22 protein-coding genes are annotated in these 16,227 nt (G+C 61.5%); 7 read left to right on the forward strand and 15 right to left on the reverse strand.

Annotated features, from left to right (window positions below; all coding sequences use genetic code 11):
• Window positions 1-12 precede the first annotated feature (12 nt).
• The 4 genes from Thiosp_RS00940 to Thiosp_RS24615 all read right to left on the reverse strand — a co-directional run bounded on the left by Thiosp_RS00940 (window position 13) and on the right by Thiosp_RS24615 (window position 1,600).
• A complete protein-coding gene (locus Thiosp_RS00940) occupies window positions 13-372 on the reverse strand; it encodes an HVO_A0114 family putative DNA-binding protein (RefSeq protein WP_201069220.1) in 360 nt (119 codons plus the stop codon).
• The gene (locus tag Thiosp_RS00945) at window positions 369-656 is read right to left on the reverse strand and encodes a toxin-antitoxin system TumE family protein (RefSeq protein ID WP_201069219.1); all 288 of its coding nucleotides are present in this window, start codon (window positions 654-656) and stop codon (window positions 369-371) included. Before Thiosp_RS00945 ends, Thiosp_RS00940 begins: the two co-directional genes overlap by 4 nt.
• A 367-nt stretch (window positions 657-1,023) precedes the next feature.
• Window positions 1,024-1,374 carry a hypothetical protein gene (locus tag Thiosp_RS00950; protein WP_201069218.1) on the reverse strand — a complete coding sequence of 117 codons (351 nt, stop codon included), beginning with the start codon at window positions 1,372-1,374 and terminating at the stop codon, window positions 1,024-1,026.
• Complete coding sequence (locus Thiosp_RS24615) at window positions 1,283-1,600, reverse strand: DUF4143 domain-containing protein (protein ID WP_201069258.1); 318 nt, start codon at window positions 1,598-1,600, stop codon at window positions 1,283-1,285. The genes Thiosp_RS00950 and Thiosp_RS24615 overlap by 92 nt, the downstream gene beginning before the upstream one ends.
• 53 nt (window positions 1,601-1,653) lie before the next feature.
• On the opposite strand from Thiosp_RS24615, the gene Thiosp_RS00955 reads away from it, so the two are divergent.
• Window positions 1,654-1,902: an SEL1-like repeat protein gene (locus tag Thiosp_RS00955; protein WP_323696793.1), complete on the forward strand. Its 249-nt coding sequence runs from the start codon at window positions 1,654-1,656 to the stop codon at window positions 1,900-1,902.
• A 21-nt stretch (window positions 1,903-1,923) separates the two neighbouring features.
• Here the strand turns inward: Thiosp_RS00955 and Thiosp_RS00960 are convergent, their stop codons facing one another.
• The 4 genes from Thiosp_RS00960 to Thiosp_RS00975 form a co-directional block, all read right to left on the reverse strand.
• Window positions 1,924-2,052, reverse strand: coding sequence for a PIN domain-containing protein (locus Thiosp_RS00960; protein WP_255324711.1), 129 nt, complete (start codon window positions 2,050-2,052; stop codon window positions 1,924-1,926).
• Window positions 2,049-2,255 carry a hypothetical protein gene (locus Thiosp_RS00965; protein WP_201069216.1) on the reverse strand — a complete coding sequence of 69 codons (207 nt, stop codon included), beginning with the start codon at window positions 2,253-2,255 and terminating at the stop codon, window positions 2,049-2,051. The genes Thiosp_RS00960 and Thiosp_RS00965 overlap by 4 nt, the downstream gene beginning before the upstream one ends.
• Before the next feature lie 133 nt (window positions 2,256-2,388).
• Window positions 2,389-2,712 (reverse strand): type II toxin-antitoxin system PemK/MazF family toxin, encoded by a 324-nt coding sequence (locus tag Thiosp_RS00970; RefSeq protein ID WP_009147845.1) that lies wholly within the window; start codon window positions 2,710-2,712, stop codon window positions 2,389-2,391.
• On the reverse strand, window positions 2,713-2,931 hold the full coding sequence (locus tag Thiosp_RS00975) for an antitoxin MazE family protein (protein ID WP_009147844.1): 219 nt from the start codon (window positions 2,929-2,931) through the stop codon (window positions 2,713-2,715). It lies immediately after the preceding gene.
• 242 nt (window positions 2,932-3,173) lie between these two features.
• Between Thiosp_RS00975 and Thiosp_RS00980 the strand changes: the two genes are divergently transcribed.
• From Thiosp_RS00980 to argA, 6 genes are all read left to right on the forward strand, one after another.
• The gene (locus tag Thiosp_RS00980) at window positions 3,174-3,434 is read left to right on the forward strand and encodes a type II toxin-antitoxin system Phd/YefM family antitoxin (protein ID WP_009147843.1); all 261 of its coding nucleotides are present in this window, start codon (window positions 3,174-3,176) and stop codon (window positions 3,432-3,434) included.
• The gene (locus Thiosp_RS00985) at window positions 3,434-3,850 is read left to right on the forward strand and encodes a type II toxin-antitoxin system VapC family toxin (RefSeq protein WP_201069215.1); all 417 of its coding nucleotides are present in this window, start codon (window positions 3,434-3,436) and stop codon (window positions 3,848-3,850) included. The genes Thiosp_RS00980 and Thiosp_RS00985 overlap by 1 nt, the downstream gene beginning before the upstream one ends.
• 331 nt (window positions 3,851-4,181) lie before the next feature.
• Window positions 4,182-4,460, forward strand: coding sequence for a type II toxin-antitoxin system RelE/ParE family toxin (locus Thiosp_RS00990; protein WP_201069257.1), 279 nt, complete (start codon window positions 4,182-4,184; stop codon window positions 4,458-4,460).
• Between the two features lie 11 nt (window positions 4,461-4,471).
• Window positions 4,472-4,780, forward strand: coding sequence for a HigA family addiction module antitoxin (locus tag Thiosp_RS00995; RefSeq protein ID WP_201069214.1), 309 nt, complete (start codon window positions 4,472-4,474; stop codon window positions 4,778-4,780).
• A 156-nt stretch (window positions 4,781-4,936) separates the two neighbouring features.
• Window positions 4,937-6,373: a sigma-54-dependent transcriptional regulator gene (locus Thiosp_RS01000; protein ID WP_201069213.1), complete on the forward strand. Its 1,437-nt coding sequence runs from the start codon at window positions 4,937-4,939 to the stop codon at window positions 6,371-6,373.
• An 87-nt stretch (window positions 6,374-6,460) separates the two neighbouring features.
• A complete protein-coding gene (gene argA, locus Thiosp_RS01005) occupies window positions 6,461-7,825 on the forward strand; it encodes an amino-acid N-acetyltransferase (RefSeq protein WP_201069212.1) in 1,365 nt (454 codons plus the stop codon).
• 39 nt (window positions 7,826-7,864) lie between these two features.
• Here the strand turns inward: argA and Thiosp_RS01010 are convergent, their stop codons facing one another.
• From Thiosp_RS01010 to Thiosp_RS01040, 7 genes are all read right to left on the reverse strand, one after another.
• The gene (locus tag Thiosp_RS01010) at window positions 7,865-8,272 is read right to left on the reverse strand and encodes a hypothetical protein (RefSeq protein ID WP_201069211.1); all 408 of its coding nucleotides are present in this window, start codon (window positions 8,270-8,272) and stop codon (window positions 7,865-7,867) included.
• A 144-nt stretch (window positions 8,273-8,416) separates the two neighbouring features.
• Entirely contained in the window at window positions 8,417-10,846 is a 2,430-nt protein-coding gene (locus tag Thiosp_RS01015; protein ID WP_201069209.1) for a sucrose synthase, read from the reverse strand.
• The gene (locus Thiosp_RS01020; protein WP_323696794.1) at window positions 10,843-11,808 is read right to left on the reverse strand and encodes a PfkB family carbohydrate kinase; all 966 of its coding nucleotides are present in this window, start codon (window positions 11,806-11,808) and stop codon (window positions 10,843-10,845) included. The genes Thiosp_RS01015 and Thiosp_RS01020 overlap by 4 nt, the downstream gene beginning before the upstream one ends.
• A gap of 120 nt (window positions 11,809-11,928) precedes the next feature.
• A complete protein-coding gene (locus Thiosp_RS01025; protein WP_201069207.1) occupies window positions 11,929-12,771 on the reverse strand; it encodes an SAM-dependent methyltransferase in 843 nt (280 codons plus the stop codon).
• The gene (locus tag Thiosp_RS01030; RefSeq protein ID WP_407702756.1) at window positions 12,768-13,571 is read right to left on the reverse strand and encodes a glycine/sarcosine N-methyltransferase; all 804 of its coding nucleotides are present in this window, start codon (window positions 13,569-13,571) and stop codon (window positions 12,768-12,770) included. Before Thiosp_RS01030 ends, Thiosp_RS01025 begins: the two co-directional genes overlap by 4 nt.
• Window positions 13,572-14,185: 614 nt before the next feature.
• A complete protein-coding gene (gene folE2, locus Thiosp_RS01035; protein ID WP_242519037.1) occupies window positions 14,186-14,974 on the reverse strand; it encodes a GTP cyclohydrolase FolE2 in 789 nt (262 codons plus the stop codon).
• A gap of 308 nt (window positions 14,975-15,282) precedes the next feature.
• Window positions 15,283-16,176 (reverse strand): polyprenyl synthetase family protein, encoded by an 894-nt coding sequence (locus tag Thiosp_RS01040; protein ID WP_201069202.1) that lies wholly within the window; start codon window positions 16,174-16,176, stop codon window positions 15,283-15,285.
• Window positions 16,177-16,227: the final 51 nt, after the last annotated feature.

Here is a 16,227-nt window from a genome sequence, read left to right on the forward strand (position 1 = left end):
GCCCACAGACTCCTACGCAACTCGTGCCAGGGGCAGAATAATTTCGATGGAGGTAAAGGGGACGGACAAGGTGCCATCCTCGTTGCGCTCTAGTAAACCAAGGGTTTCGAGTCGGTCGAGATGCTGCGATAACACTTGGGGATCGCCTGCGACCGGCAGCTTGGCAGCCAGTTCCTCGGCATGGCACGGACCGATGCGCCGCAGGTGATCGAGAAGCTCCAGCCGTTGGGAGGTCAGCTCGGCGAACAGCGTCTGCGCCGATTCGAACCTGAGCTGATAATCGACCGACCGCCCTGAGCGTGCGTCGGCCATTTGGTCGGCAACGGCATCAAAGATCGAGCTGCGGTGACCAACTTCAATGATGGCTTTCATTTTGGCGACTCCCAGCGAGCGATATCGGCGCGAAAATCTGCGATAATTTGATCGAGCGTTGTGAACGGGTAAGGCTGCTCCTCGCTGGCGAAATGCCGATGATCCCCTTTTCCACGTTCATTGTCGTAACGGACCCGGCACCTGTCGCGCGTTCCAAAAAACAAGCGATATTTGTAGCGATGCCGGCAGGGCGGCAGCGGTTTTGGCAGCTCCCAAATAACCACTTCCACGATGGAGCCGTTATCACGAACCTCTTTTGCACGAGCCAGTAAGGTTGCGGCCATTCATCTAGCTTAACTGAAGATCGGTTCAGCGTAGTGAGGATAGCGACGAAGATTTTTCGGAAGCCACCCTGATACACGGCAGCTAGCCAAGAACGCAACCATCGGCTGCATGGTGCCGTGGCCTGGCTGACCGCCGATGCGGGCGCGGAGGCCATGGCGATCAACAAGGGATTGTTTGGAAGAAAAAAGTGCCAGGCTCGAATTGTTTTCATTGCTTGACGCTTTTCTCACCAAGCATCCACCTCAAAACCGCGGTTCAATCGGAGGTTAACCCATGAGCATTGAAATCAGCGGACACGAGGCGATGGCCCAATTTCCATATATGGCCACATTTATCTCAACATCGAGCAATTTTGGGGGCACCGAATCAATGCGCCGTGCCCTGCCGGACCAGTTCGGCCAACCCAATGGCCTCGATATTCTCGGCCAGCGGCAGGCGGCGTTCGCCAGGACAGACCACGATGAGTTGATCGAGCTTGAGTGTATCGATGGCCGCCCGCATTGAGCGGGTCGTGCGTGGGCTTGCGGTGTATTTGATCTCGTAACCAATCCGACGCCCCTCGTGAATGACCAGCAGGTCCAGCTCCGCGCCTGCGTGGGTGGCCCAAAACCAGACATCTTGCGCGTCAAGCTCGAGACTGCGGACAGTCTCCTCCAGTGCGAATCCCCCCCCAGGATCCGCCGAGCTTGGGGTGATGCAGTAGCGCATCATAGTCACTGATGCCGATTATCGTGTGTAGCAGTCCGGAATCGCGCAGGAACAGCTTCGGCGCCTTCACTTGGCGTTTGCCGATGTTCTCGTGCCAAGGCTGAAGCAGGCGCACCATGAATGTCGCCTCGAGGATGTCGAGATAGCCGCGTATGGTCGTGTCCGCAGCGCCGAATGACCGACCAAGCTCGGAGAAATTGAGCAGCTGGCCATGATATGCGCCAGCATCATCCAGAAGCGGCGCAGGGACTGTGGTGGAATGCTGATTCCTAGCGCCGCGTGACCTCGGTGGGCGCCGCCGCCCAGCGCGAACTGGGACTGCTGTTCCTGGCGCTTACGCAACCCGAGCGTGCGGCCCACTGGCTGCACCTGGCCGCCGCGCAAGCGGATGCCGATGCCATGCAGTGGCTCGGCAAGCTCCATGCGCGCGGCGAGTGTGTGGAGCAAGACGAGACCAAGGCCATTGAGTGGATCAAAAAAGCCGCAGAGCATGGCCATGTGATCGCGCGGCGGCAGGTGGCGGAGTTGGGGCTCTAACCCGTCAAGGTTGGCGTTCGGTCAAGAAGCTGCCGCGTCAGAAAAGGGATTGAGCACTGACACGCCACTGCGCTCGACATCCTTTACATTGCGGGTCACCAGGGTCAAGCCATGGACCTGCGCCGTCGCGGCCAGCAGGCCATCGATCACCGGCAGCGCATCCGGCACATTGTTGCGCGCCCAGCGCTCCGACCGACATCCCGGGCGCGATGCAAATCCTCATCACTGAGGCCCTCGGTCAATCCCGCAAGGCGGCGCTTCAAGTCGTCGTCTGTCCTGGAGGCATTGGCGGGAGGGTCATCCATCAGCAACAGCACCCGCAGATGGGTGCCGTCCTGGATGGTTTCCGGCACGCGAATGCTGTGCTGCTCGACCGTGGCTTCTAACTCGATAGGCTTGCATTAGCGCCTCCAGAAATAACCTGTTCATTTATCGCGCGATACCGCACATTTGGCTTGAGATTCGACATTGCACGCGAATTTACGCTTATTTTGCGATACCCAAGAACACTGCTAGACAACGATCAACCTCCACCATCGCATTCGCATCAATGCGCCCGAAGACAGCTCCGATCTTGTCGCGCCTCACCGTCACAGCTTTATCCAGCATCACCTGTGATGGCTTTTGCAAGCCATTTTCCGGGCTAGGATCAATGGTGATGCGCAATAGCGGCGCATCAACAAGCGCGCTGGTAAGTGGCAACAATGTGACAGTCCCGTGCTCGCTGAACTGGTCAGCTTGGATGACCAGCGCAGGTCGCGGTTTGCCGAAATCGCCCTGCATGGCGACGGTGACGAAATCGCCGCGCATTTACTCAACCCAAGCATCCAGACCAGCCAAGGCGTCATCCAAGAGCTGCTGCATGTCCGTGTCGGCCATGTCCGATTGGGATACAAGGCGAGACTGGCGGCGACATTCTTCGGCAAAGTCTGACCGTCGTGTATCCGGCACCCAAATTTGCACCGGACGAAGTCCAGCCCTGCGCAGTGCATCGCGGTGCTTTTGAGCTCTTGCGTTCGTGCTTGCCATGTCGGCCTTCTCGATTTGTTACATGAAACATACTCTACCCCCATATTTCATTCAAGATCGCGACCCTTGCGTTGATGCGGTTACTGCAACAGGCCATAGCCGCAGCCGAGTGATGCGGGCCGTTGGGACGGGTCGCTCTGGAAATTTGGTGTTGCGATGGACAGTTGCTTTGCAACAGTCGCCTGCCGCAAAATCTAGCCAAATCAGCTAGACAGGCCAAATCAGCTAAACAGGATTGAGCAATGCCAACCTCGACATGGTCTTTACAAGATGCCAAAAATCGCTTTAGTGCCGTGGTTGACGCGGCTTTGCTTGGCCAACCACAGTGGGTCACGCGACGCGGCAAACCCGTCAGTGTCATCCTGTCTGTCGAGGCCTACGAACGATTACGGCAGTGCGAACAGGCCACCGCCCCCTCGTTTTCTGCACTGCTGCTGCAATTGCCGCAGGATGACCAGGCGTTTGAGCGATTATCCGTTCAACAGCGGGATGTGGAACTCTGATGTATCTGCTCGACACGGTCGTGTTGTCGGAATTGCGCCGCAAGCAACGCAATCCCGGTGTGGTTGGCTGGATCTCAGCGCAGGCTTCAACCGACCTGTTCCTCAGTGTGGTGACCATCGGCGAGATCGAACGCGGTATCATGCAGCAACAAAAGCGCAATGCCGTGTTTGCGCGGGAACTCGGAAAATGGCTCGACCAGGTGCTTTCCCTTTACGCTGACCGGATTTTGCCCATTGATCGTTCGGTGGCACGGCGCTGGGGCAGGCTCTCGGCGAAGATTGGCGATGATGGAGCCGATCTCTTGATCGCGGCAACGGCACTGGAACAGGGTCTCACCGTGGTCACGCGAAATCTTTGCCACTTCGAACCGACGGGGGTGGCGGTGTTCAACCCCTTCACTGAGTCGCACGGCTGAAGCGGCTAAGATTGGCTATCCTGCGCAGGATGATCGCGCCAGGCAGTGACAGCGATCAGACCGCTGCTTAGCCTTCTCGATACCGAAACCTGCTAGCCATTCCACTTAATGGCTCTGCAAGACGATGCCAATGCGTGGATCAAGCAAGCTGCCGAGCACGGCGATGTCATCGCGCACCGGCAGGTGGAGGAGCTGGGACTCTAACCCGACAAGGTTGGCGTTCGGTCAAGAAGCTGCCGCGTCAGAAAAGCGGGCGCGCGGGTGCGCTACTTTGCCACCGGCCTTGGTCGATCATTTGGCGTTTCGTAACGCATCGCGTTATGCTTTAGCCATGATTAAGACGTTCCGCTGCCGGGATACAGAGACGTTGTTCTCAGGGCGGCGCATCGCGCGGTTCGTCAACATAGAACGCGCGGCGTTGCGCAAGGTCGTCCAGCTCAATCTCGCGCGTGCCATCGACGATATGCGCGGGCCTCCCGGCAATCGTCTAGAGGCCCTGAAGGGGGATCGCTCCGGACAATGGAGCGTGCGGATCAACGCGCAGTGGCGGCTGTGTTTCCGCTTTTTGGATGGCGACGCCCTGGATGTCGAAATCGTCGACTACCACTGAGAGGTGAACTGATGAATCGGGAGCTGGCGCCGGTTTCTCCCGGCGAGATGCTGATGGAGGAGTTCCTCAAGCCGCTGGAGCTGTCGCAGTATGCACTGGCACGGGCGGTGCATGTGCCGCCGCGGCGGATCAACGAGATCGTGCATGGCAAGCGTGCGGTGACGGCGGATACTGACCTCCGTCTGTGCCGTTTCTTCGGCCTGTCGGAAGGCTGGTGGCTCCGGCTGCAAGCCGACTATGACATTGCCCTGGCCAAGGAAAGCATGGCCGAGGAGCTCAGCGAGATCGAGCCCTTGCCACACGATCGTGAAGCCGCATGAGCCCGAGAGCAATGCTTCCAGGCGCTCGTTTCCGCCTCATTTTGAACAAATATGTCTGAACCAAATGGGATTTCGGCCCAAAACCGAAAGCACAATTGTGGTTAATATTCTTCTGTCGATTGCCACTCCCACCGCCTGCCATCCGCCTTCCGTCCAATGACATCTGCCACCAAATCCAGACCGCGTGCGCTGGTTGTCGATGACGAGCCGGACATTCTTGACTTGGTGCGTATTACCCTCTCGCGCATGGGGCTTGAGGCGCGCTGCGTCGGCACCCTGGCGGCCGCGCGCGAGGCGCTGACCGAGGACAGCTTCGATTTCTGTCTCACCGACATGCGCCTGCCCGACGGCGATGGAACCGATCTGGTGCGTCACGCCAGTGCCAGCTTTCCGGACATGCCGGTGGCGATGGTCACGGCCTACGGGAATATGGAATCTGCTGTTGCCGCGATGAAAGCCGGCGCCTTCGATTTCGTCTCCAAACCGCTCGACCTGCGGGTGTTGCGCGAGCTCACCGATGCGGCGCTGCGCGCGCGCGGCGGGGGCGCGGCCGATCCACTGGACGCGAGCAGCCCGCAGACCGCTTTGATTGGCGAGTCCCCGCAGATTCATGAGCTGCGCGCCATGATCGCCAAGCTCGCGCGCAATCAGGCGCCGGTTTTCATCAGCGGCGAGAGCGGCACCGGTAAGGAGCTGGCCGCCAGTCTGATTCATCAACTCGGGCCTCGCGCAGACCAGCCGTTCGTGCCGGTCAACTGCGGCGCCATTCCGGCTGATCTGGTCGAGAGTGAGCTCTTCGGTCACCGCAAGGGCAGCTTTACCGGAGCGATCAGCGACAAGCCGGGGCTGTTTCAGGCCGCCCATGGCGGTACCCTGTTTCTCGATGAGATCGCCGACCTGCCGCTGCCGATGCAGGTCAAACTCCTGCGTGCCATTCAGGAAAAAAGCGTTCGCCCGGTCGGTGTCGCCAAGGAGGTTCCGGTGAATGTGCGCATCATCAGCGCCAGCCATCTGGATCTGGCCGACGCGGTGGCGCGGGGCGCTTTTCGTCAAGATCTCTTTTACCGCATCAATGTGATCGACCTGCACCTGCCGCCGCTGCGCGAGCGCACAGGAGACATTCCGGTTCTGGTCGCGCACCTGCTGCCGCGCATCGCCGCGGAATCCGGCAGCCCGGCGGAAACCCTTGCCGATGACGCCATGGCTGCGCTCTGCGACTACGCCTTTCCCGGCAATGTGCGCGAGCTCGAAAATATCCTTGAGCGTGCCAGTGCCTTGTGCGAATCGAGCGTGCTGAGCGCGGTTGACCTGCGCCTGCCTGAATTGCAGCCGGCGCGCGTCCTGGCCGAAACCCCTGCGCCTGGAAATCGGGCTATCGCGAGCGCTGCAACTGCACAAGCGCCGGGCGGCATGGCGCTGCCAGGCGCCGGGCGTAGCCTGGCTGAGCGGCTTGATGTGATTGAAAAACCACTGCTCCTTGAGGCTCTTAGCCAAGCCAATCAGGATTCCGAAGCGGCGGCCGCCCAACTCGGGATCTCCCCGCGTTCCTTAAAGCTGCGCCTTGCCCGGCTGAATCTTGCCATCGCTGAATAAGCTGCGGCCGCGTTAAACTCGGGCGAGTCTGATTGGCGCAAGAACGGCGCATCACCCCAGGGCACCCCATCGGCTCTCTCCATACTCATGGCAACCAACGCATCGCGACCTCAGCCCGAGAACCCGCCCGCCGGCCCCGTCGGTATAGACCCAAAGGACCCCTTCGTGGCCTGGTTCCGCCAATGCACGCCCTATGTGCATGCCCATCGCGATCGCACCTTCGTGATCTGCTTTGGCGGCGAGGCCATTGCCGATCCGGGCTTTCCGAATCTGGTGCACGACGTCGCGCTGCTGCACGGTTTGGGTATTCGCCTGGTGCTGGTGCATGGCGCCCGCCCGCAGATTGAGCAGCGCCTCGCCCGCCAGGGTGCCGAGATGCGCTATGTGAAGGGCCTGCGGGTCACCGACGAGGTCGCCCTGGCCTGCGTGAAAGAAGCCGCCGGCGTCGCGCGGGTGGACATCGAAGCGCTGCTGTCACTTGGGCTGGCCAACTCACCCATGGCCGGGGTACGTATTCCGGTCGCCTCCGGCAACTTCGTCACGGCGCGTCCGCTGGGTGTTCTCGACGGCGTCGACTATCAGCACACGGGCGCCGTGCGCCGGATCGACCGCAATGCTCTGCGCGAGCGTCTGGATGCCCGGGCACTGGCGCTGATCCCGCCGCTCGGCTATTCCCCGACCGGGGAGGTGTTCAACCTGAGCGCCGCTGATGTCGCCTGCTCCACCGCTGTCGCGCTCGGCGCTGACAAATTGATCTTTCTACTCGAACCCGGTGGCCTGGTGTCTTCCCTCGGCGCCCAACTGCTGCTTGCCGAGGTCGACCGATTGCTCGCCAGCACTGAGGAGCTGCCGGAAGAAACCGCCGCCGTGCTGCGCGCCAGCACCGATGCTTGCCGGCGCGGCATCCGCCGGGTGCACCTGATTGAACGCGCGCGCGATGGCGCCCTGCTGCGAGAACTCTTCACTCGCGACGGCTGCGGTACCCTGATCTCCAGCGAACCCTTTGAGGAGCTGCGCCAGGCGCGCCTGGCCGATGTGCCGGGTATCCAGGAGCTGCTCGCGCCGCTCGAGCGTAAAGGCCTGCTGGTGCAGCGCTCGCGCGAACGGCTGGAAAGCGATATTGACCAGTTTCAGGTCAGCGAGCGCGACGGTACCATTCTGTCCTGTGCTGCGCTTTTTCCCTATCCCGAGGCCGGCTTTGGCGAGTTGGCCTGTGTCGCGGTGCATCCTGAGTATCGCAGCGCTGGGCGCGGCGATCGAATGCTCGCGCACATGGAGCAGTGCGCGCGCCAGCGCGGACTCGCGGGCATCTTCGTGCTCACCACCCAGACCGCGCACTGGTTTCGCGAACGCGGTTTTGAGCCCGCCGGTCTTGATTGCCTACCAGAAGCCAAGCGCTCAAGCTACCAGGGCAAACGCAACTCTCAAATCTACCTCAAGAAACTCAGTTGAGCCCCACCCGAAGCGCTTAGGCGATTGACAGAAATCGCCTCAGTGCCCGCTTGGCGGGCCGAACTGAATCGGGTGTTGCTTGACGTAGGGATCAGTGAAATCCAGATGGATCTCATAGCCATCGTCCTGCTCGCGGATTTTTACTTGTTTTAAGTCCGGCATCCGGGTCGCGAGCCAGGTGCACATGGCCGCCGCCAGCGCCTCGTTGTTGGTGGCAATGGACTCGGTCAGATTGGCGGCAATGAACTGGGCTTTCTGGCCCAGGTCGGGCGCGGGAATGTGCTGACCATCGACGACCACGCCCTCCTCATCCATGCGCTCGTCCATTTTCGCCAGATAGGCGCCCTGGTAATCGGGCAGCGACTTGGCGCGGTCGTACTCCAGTTGGGCGATGCCGTTCAGGGTCACGGCCATCATGGAGGCTTCGGATGCGGATTGTTCACTCATGTGCTGGTCTCCGTGCGAATACTCTAAAGCGGGAGGGCAGTGCTCTCGACCACCGGCGCTTAACCGGGCCGCGCTGAGCGGAGATTTCGCCAGGATCGGTGAGATGGCCAGGAGCGGGTGAATTACCATTACTGCAAAGAGGGTTTACGCGAGGACGTCGCGCGCAAGCGGGCGGAACTTGAGCGCGTACAGCATCTCGAGGTAGCGAGCGGTCTCGGCGCGCTCAAGGTCGGTGACGAATTTCCAGAAGCCGTAGATGCGTGACAGGGTCATCATGCGCTCGGCGTAGCGGCGCCAGGTGTAGCGTTCTTCCACGCGGTCGATGGCGGCTTGGGAGAAGGTTTGCCAGTGGTGAGCATCCTTGGCGCAGGCGTCGAAGAATTCGACGATCAACCCGGCGGCCTGGTCGCCGTGGTTGGGGTCGATGTGAAAGCCGGAATGGCCGTGCTCGATGATCTCGGACGGACCGCCGTATTGGGTGGCGAAGGTGGGCAGACCACAGCTCATGGCCTCGACCACGGTCAGGCCGAAGGCCTCGAACAGCGCTGGCTGGACAAAAGCGCCGCGGCGGTCGGCGATGGTGCGGTAGAGCTCCCCGGCGAGGAATTTGTCCAGATGAATCCCCAGCCAGCGCACCTGGCCGTCGAGTCCGTGGGTGTTCATCAGGTGATGCATATAGCCGATCTGTTCGCGCTCTTCGCTGTCGCCCGAGGCTTGTTCGTCGACATGCCCGGCGACGACGACCAGATTGACCCGTTCGCGCAACTCCGGGCTGTTGGCGAACCAGTCCACCAGGCCGCCGATATTTTTGATGCGGTCCAGCCGTGCCATGGAGAACAGTAGCGGTTTGTTGGGGTCTTGCAGATGCCCGCGCGACTGCCCGGGTTGGGGCTCGCCGAAAATGAGTTGTTCGATCTCCCCATGCAGGTGGTCCAGGCGCCGCTCGGTTTCGGTGAAGGGAAAGTAGATGTCCTCATCGGCGCCCGGGGAGACGATGTTGAACTTGGGGTCATAGACATCCACCCCGGCGACCACGCGGTAAAGGCCCGGCATGGTGAAGTTCATGTAGCTCTCGTACTGGCCGAGGTTGTCGTCGGTGCCGGCGATCTCCTGATAGGTGCTGGTGATGATGAAATCCGCTGTGTTCATCGCAATCAGGTCGGCGGTGAACTGACAAGAGAAATGATAGCGCTCCTCGTTGTCGCGCCAGTAGAGATCGGAGAACAGGTACTTGGTCTTCTCGAGTGCATGGGCAATGTTGCACTGGCTGACCCCAAGCCGCCGCGACATCAGGGAGGCGACCAGATTGCCATCGGAATAGTTGCCGATAATCAGGTCCGGGCGTCCGCCAAGCTCGGCCAGGAGTTCGGTTTCCGCATCCAGGGCGAAGCGCTCCAGGTAGGGCCAGATGGAAAAGCGCGAGATCCAGTGTGGCAGGATGTCGCCCTGTTCGTTGCGGAAGGGGACACGCAGAATACGGGCGTTGCGGGTGCCGGCGATGGGCTCGAGGCGCTGATCGGAGGTCGTGCCTTCAGATTCCGGGATCAGCCGGGTGATGACGATGACTTCCGGCTCGATGTCGATGCCCTGCTCGACCAGTCGCTTGCGCATTTCCCGTTCCAGCGCGCGGACCTGGTCGAGGATATAGACTACCTGCCCACCGGTATCAGGCCGGCCGAGCACATTGGATTGCCCGAACCAGCCATGCGGCGACAGGATGGCGATGGAGAAGATCATCGGGATGCGGCCGAGAAATTCCTCGATGGTCTGCGGCGATGGCGCCTCGAGGATATCGAGCAACAGGCCCATGGTGCTGCGCACGCGTGCGGCATCGCTGCCCCAGCCGGGCTCGAAACCGAGCGCGCGCAGTTCGGGCGCGAGCTCCTCATAGCCGGTACCGGCGGCGCGCCGGCGCAGCGGCAGCAGCGCTTGTCTGAGTGCGTTGCGCAGCCCGGCGACATCGGCGATGGAGTCGTTGAGCATCAGGTGTTGCCCACGATAGCTGTGCATGCGCAGGAAGTTGAGCAGCCGGCGGTCGCCCTTGCCGATCTCCTCGAACAGGCGACTGGACAGGCGGCGATTGAGAAACTCCACACCGCGGCCGATGGAGCCCTCCTCGCGCAGCTTGAACTGATCGCGATGGAAGGGCGACATGTCGATCTCGAGCCCCCAAGGGTCCTCTTGCCCGCCGGTTGCGGCGCGCTCCTTGAACACCAGATATTCAGTCACGTCGATCTGTTGCGCATCCATGGTGTCGATATGGATGCGCACAAAATCCCAGCGCGCCACCCGGCGGCGCAGCGCCAGGCAAACCCAGGCGGGTGTCAGGGTGGCCTCCTGGCACTGGTGCAAGGCGCGCGCGAGCACCGTGCCCTTGAGTTCCGGGACATCCTGGCATAGCTGCCCGAGTGCGTCGGAGACATCGCTGCGCAGCAGGAAAGGCCGTTGCAGGCCGGCGAGATAATGGAAAACGCGATGGGTCTGGTTACGCTGCTCGCGCACGAAAGCGATCAAATCCGGCACCAGGGAGCCGGTGGATTGCTCGTTGCGCTGCTCGAGAAAAAGCTCGCTCATGTCCGGCTCCGATGCGTCTGGCTCCGATGCGTCTGGCTCCATTGCGCACTGACGGCCCGATAAAACGCGGGATCGCGACAGGTGGCGCCGCGCTGTCCGACAATGGCGGTGGCAAAGGTCTGAGCGCGCTCGAGTGTTTGTTGCAAGGGCCAGCCACGTAGCAGGCCAAGAATCAGCACCGAAGCGAAACCGTCACCGGCGCCGACCGCATCGACAAAGTGCGCAACCCGCGGCGGGCCCAGCTTGAAACTGTCGCCGTCAGCGGTGACGGCCAGCGCGCCATCGGCACCCAGGGTGACGAAGGCGATGCTCAAACCCTTGGCTTCGACCAGACGCCGGGCGCGCTCTTCTGCTGAATCACCGGCCGGCGCTAGGATGCCCAGTTCGTCGGCATTGAGCTTAATCCAGGTTGCGCCATCGACCAGCGTGGACACCTGCTCGGGCGTCCACCAGGGGGCGCGCAGGTTGACATCAACAAAAACCGCGAGCTTTTTGCTATCGCGCAGGCGCTGCAAAGCCGCGGCTGAAACCGCATGCCGGGCTGCCAGGGTGCCGTGATAGAGCAGGGTGCCAGGCGCGCACTCGGGCATAGAGCCGGCATCGATAAAGTCGTAAGCGCGCTCGGCGACGATGTCGTAGCTTGGTTCACCGCGCTCCAGGCTGACTTCGACTGTGCCGGTCGGGCGGGTGAAGTCGCGTTGCAGCAACGATGCGTCCATGCCCTGCTCGGTCATGGCGATCTGGATGCGCTCGCCCAAGGCGTCTAGCCCGATCCGGCTGATGAATCGCGGTGCCTGAGGCGAAGCGGCGTCAGCGGCGGCGGCAAAGGCTTGAAGATGCCAGGCAACATTGAAAGGCGCGCCGCCAAGCACCTCGGTGACGCCGCCGCCCTCATCAGGGAAGCAGTCAAACAAGACTTCACCGAAAATGAGAGGTTGTTGTGACGGGTCCAGTGTCATCATAGGTGTGCCTGCGCGAGTTGCTGAAACGGGGCTGCAAGCGCGGGCGACCGGCGCGCCAGGCCGCAGCCAAGGCTCGCCGCCGCTGGGCTGAATCAGCTGGGCTGAATCAGCGGGCGGGTCTTACCCAGCCGGCTTGCGAAAGTGCAGGATACCCCAGTCGAGATAGCCGTTGCGACCGGCTTCGACCCAATGTCCCAAGCCGGTGATCATGCGCTCGATATAGGGATCGGAGACCTTGCCGGCAAGGTCATCGCGGCTGGATTCAAGCACTTCGCGCACCCGGCTGTAGTGGCTGATCAGATGCTCGACCATAGGCTCGACGCCGACCTCTTGCAAACCGTTGGCGGCGGCGGTTTCCCGATAAAAGCCGATGGAACCGAGGCTGGCAAGATGGATGCGATCCAGCACCGGTTGCAGCACGCCTTCGGGGCAGTCGTCGGCCTGCATCGGGTCGGTGAAGATCAAATCGCCACCTGCGCGCAGCACGCGTGCGGCCTCGGCGATGACCTGCGCACGCCGGCCGCTATGCAGAATGGCGTCCTGCGACCAGACCAGATCGAAGCTGCCGTCTGTGGCCGGGACTTCCTCGAAGCTGCCGTCGATGACCGTGATCAGGTGATCGAGCCCGCGCTCTCGGTTCATCTCCCGGTCGCGCTCGTTCTCGGTCTCGCTCAGGTTCAGTGCCGTGACCTGGCAGCCGTAAGTCTCGGCGAGATAGCGCGCGGCGCCGCCATAGCCAGCGCCCATGTCGAGCACGCGGGACTCGGGTCCGAGCCCAGCCACCTTGGCCGCCATGCGCTCGACCGTGCGGTGGCTGGCATCGCGAATGGCCTCATTCGGGTTCTGATACAGGCCGATGTGGATGTCCTCACCGCCCCAAACGTGAAAATAGAACTGATCGGCATCCTCGCTGTTGTAATAATTCCGTGCCGTTTCAACAACTTCTGTGTAGCCTAAGCTCATTCTTCTTCTCCTCCTTCCACATAGCGCTTTTCCGCCACATGGATAAAGAAATCCGGTTCTTTGTCATGGTAGGTTTCCTGGAAGTCGCCATAGGTGGTGACGCGCTGGAAGCCGACCTCGCGCAATAAGGTGCGGACGTATTTTCTGCGCAGCGGAAACATGTTCAGGTGAAAAACTTCATCATCCGGAAACTCGTAGCGGAAACGTGCCAGGGACTCGTCGACATGCTCGGGCGTGGCGCGGACATTGTCTCCGCAATAGTAAAAGTTGTGCGTGGGCTCGATTTTATGATCGAGCAGGGCATCGTAGTTGCGCTGGTCGATAATCAGGATGCCGTCATGCTTCAGGGTGGCGTAGAACTCGGCCAAGGCTTTACGCCTGTCGTTGTCGTCGTGTAGGTGGGTAAAGGAGTTGCCCAGGCAGATCACGGCGTCGTAATAGTCATGAATGTCGCGGTTTAGCCAGCGCCAGTCGGCTTGAGCGGTGCGCAGCAAATAGTCGCGCTTACGCGCGTTCTCGAACGCCTTGGCCAGCATGTTCGGGCTGCCATCCGCGCTGGTTACCTCGAAGCCGGCGCGCAGCAGGCGCACGGAATGGAAGCCAGTCCCGGTGGCGACGTCCAGCACTTTTTTCACACCATGCTCGCGCAGGGCGCGGATGAAGAAATCCCCCTCCGCTTCGGCGCGACCGTCCCAGTCGATGAGCTGATCCCAGCGCTCGACAAAAGGGTGGATGTACTCGGATTTGTAATGATTGGTGTCGCGAACCTCGAGTGGGTCCGATCCGTAATTTTGTTTCATGGAAAGTTCTTGGCTGTTCAGGTTCATCGCGGGTCCTCGAGCGGATGCTGGGCGGCTCGCAGCGCGGGCGCCTATGGGCGACGGGCGCGAACGCACGCCTGCGAGTTTTCGCGGAGCTGGCCTTAGGCGCGTAATCCGGACCATCCAGGCGGATGATTCCGTGAAATTCACCGTAAGACCAGTGATTTGCGGTGCTGACGCGGCATGCGTCAGCGAGATTGAACCCCGCGGAAAGCGCGGGGCAGCGCGTCGCTCCCGTGCCACCGTTGGGCCGGATGCACGATGGAGCGAGAGCGCGACTTGCGATGGCCGCCTGATCTTTACGCAGATCAATGGCAGCCAGATGAGGTGGCAGCGCCGCGAGCGGGCGAAGTGTGAAAACCCGGTACAACAACCGCCGGAAAACAGCCGTCAGTGAAAGACTGTCCGCCCATTCTAGCCGAATACCGCGACAAATTCACCCCGGGGTTGCGCGAGCGCTCCCGTGGTAGGGCAAACCGGCGCTAGAAGCAGCGCGCAATAGGGGTGTAGATGCCTGAGCCGGGGCGGATGTGGCGTTGCCCGTTAGTCCGGCTGGTGCCTTGGTCAGGGTGGTAACTCAGGGGCTAGGGCGCTCAGGTGGAGGCGGCGGCGTCCTTGTCGCGCTCGATCATCGCGTAGGCGGAATGATTGTGAATGGACTCGAAGTTTTCAGATTCCACCACATAGGCGGCCACCCGGGCGTCCTCGTTCAGCAGCCCGGCAATGTCGCGGACGGTGTCTTCGACGAACTTCGGGTTGTCATAGGCGCGCTCAGTGACGTACTTCTCATCAGCGCGCTTGAGCAGGCCAAACAGCTCGCACGAGGCCTGGGATTCGACCAGGTCGATCAGTTCCTCAATCCACAAGAACCCCCGCGTGCGCACGGTGACAGTGACATGCGAGCGCTGATTATGGGCGCCGTAGGCGGAGATTTCCTTCGAGCACGGGCATAGGCTGGTCACCGGAACCACAACGCGGATGGACAGGCAAGGCCTGCCTTGCTTGACCTCGCCGATAAAGGTCACGTCGTAGTCGAGCAGGCTGGCCACGCCACTGATGGGTGCGCGCTTGTTGATGAAAAACGGAAAGCGCATCTCGATGTGACCGGCTTCGGACTCCAGCCGATCGGCCATCTCAGCGAGCATGTCCTTGAAGGTGGTGACGCTGATCTCGGGCTCGTGGTTGTTCAGGATCGCGACGAAGCGCGACATGTGCGTGCCTTTGAAGTCATGCGGCAGATGCACGTACATATTGAAGGTCGCGACCGTATGCTGCTCCTGCCCGCTGCGATCCTGAATGCGCACCGGGTGGCGGATGTCCTTGATGCCGACGCGGTCGATGGCGAGATGCCGGCTGTCGGCACTCGACTGCACATCGGCCATGGCCTGGTCCGAAGAAAGCGGGCCTGCTTTGTCCTGTTGCGAGGGCGGCGGTGCTGTCGGGGCATCGGCCCTCAGGGTGGATTCCATCTGATAAGTCCTCGTCATCGCCGAACGGCGGGGGGAGGCATCTCCAACCCCGGCCGAGCGGGCGCAATACTGTCATTGAATTTCAATATATATTGACGCAGAGGAAAAAGGAAAGGTACCCGGAATCAGGAGATGCCAGGATCTGCGTCGGCTTGAAGCGGCTGTGCCTGGGGCTATTGAGGCTTTTTTTTGCCTGGTGGGGCTTTGAGCTTGGAGCCTTATCAGTGATCGCGGCTGATCACGTAGTCGGCGATCCAGCGCAGCGGGTCGGCTCCCTCGTCCAGCCCATTGAGGCAACGGTGGGCGTCCGCGATCAGGCGCGCGGCCTCTTCATGCGCGGCCTCGACGCCGAGCAACGACGGATAGGTTGCCTTGTGATGGGCGGCATCCTGGCCGCTTTGTTTGCCCAGCACCTCGGTTTGACCTTCCACGTCGAGCAGGTCGTCCTGAATCTGGAACGCGAGCCCGATGCAGCGCGCGTAGCCGTCCAGGGCGCCGGCCTGTTCGCCAGAGAAGTCAGCTTTAACCAGCGTGGCCATGTTGACGCTTGCCTGAATCAGCGCGCCGGTCTTGTGCAGATGAATGGCCTCGAGCCCGTCGCGGTCGAGGGTCTCACCTTCGCTCGCGAGATCCAGTGCCTGTCCGGCGACCATGCCGCGCGAGCCGGATGCGCGCGCGAGCAGTTCGACCATGCGCGCGCGTGCCTCGAAGCTGTTGGCCGAGTCGGTGGCGATCCACTGGAAGGCCAGCGTCTGCAGTGCGTCGCCTGCGAGGATCGCTGTAGCTTCGTCGAAAGCCTTGTGGCAGGTCGGGCGGCCGCGGCGCAGGTCGTCATCGTCCATGGCCGGCAGGTCGTCGTGAATCAGCGAGTAGGTGTGGATCAGCTCAAGCGCGCAGGCAGGCGCGTCGATTTGCTCGCTCGTGACTCCAACGGCACTGGCCGCGGCATAGGCAAGCGTAGGGCGCAGACGTTTGCCGCTGCCAAGCGCGGCATAGCGCATGGCCTGGTGCAGGCGTTGCGGCTCGAGCTCCGCGCTCGGCAGACGAGTCTCGAATGCCCGCTCGATCCGGGTCTGACAGCTGGTCAGGAATTGTTGCAGCGCCTTTTTGGCCATCGTTGAATTGCTGTGATCTGTAAAAGTGATTGAGGGTCGAATGCCTTGATA

It is taken from the genome of Thiorhodovibrio litoralis, from assembly GCF_033954455.1.
GTDB lineage: Bacteria > Pseudomonadota > Gammaproteobacteria > Chromatiales > Chromatiaceae > Thiorhodovibrio > Thiorhodovibrio litoralis.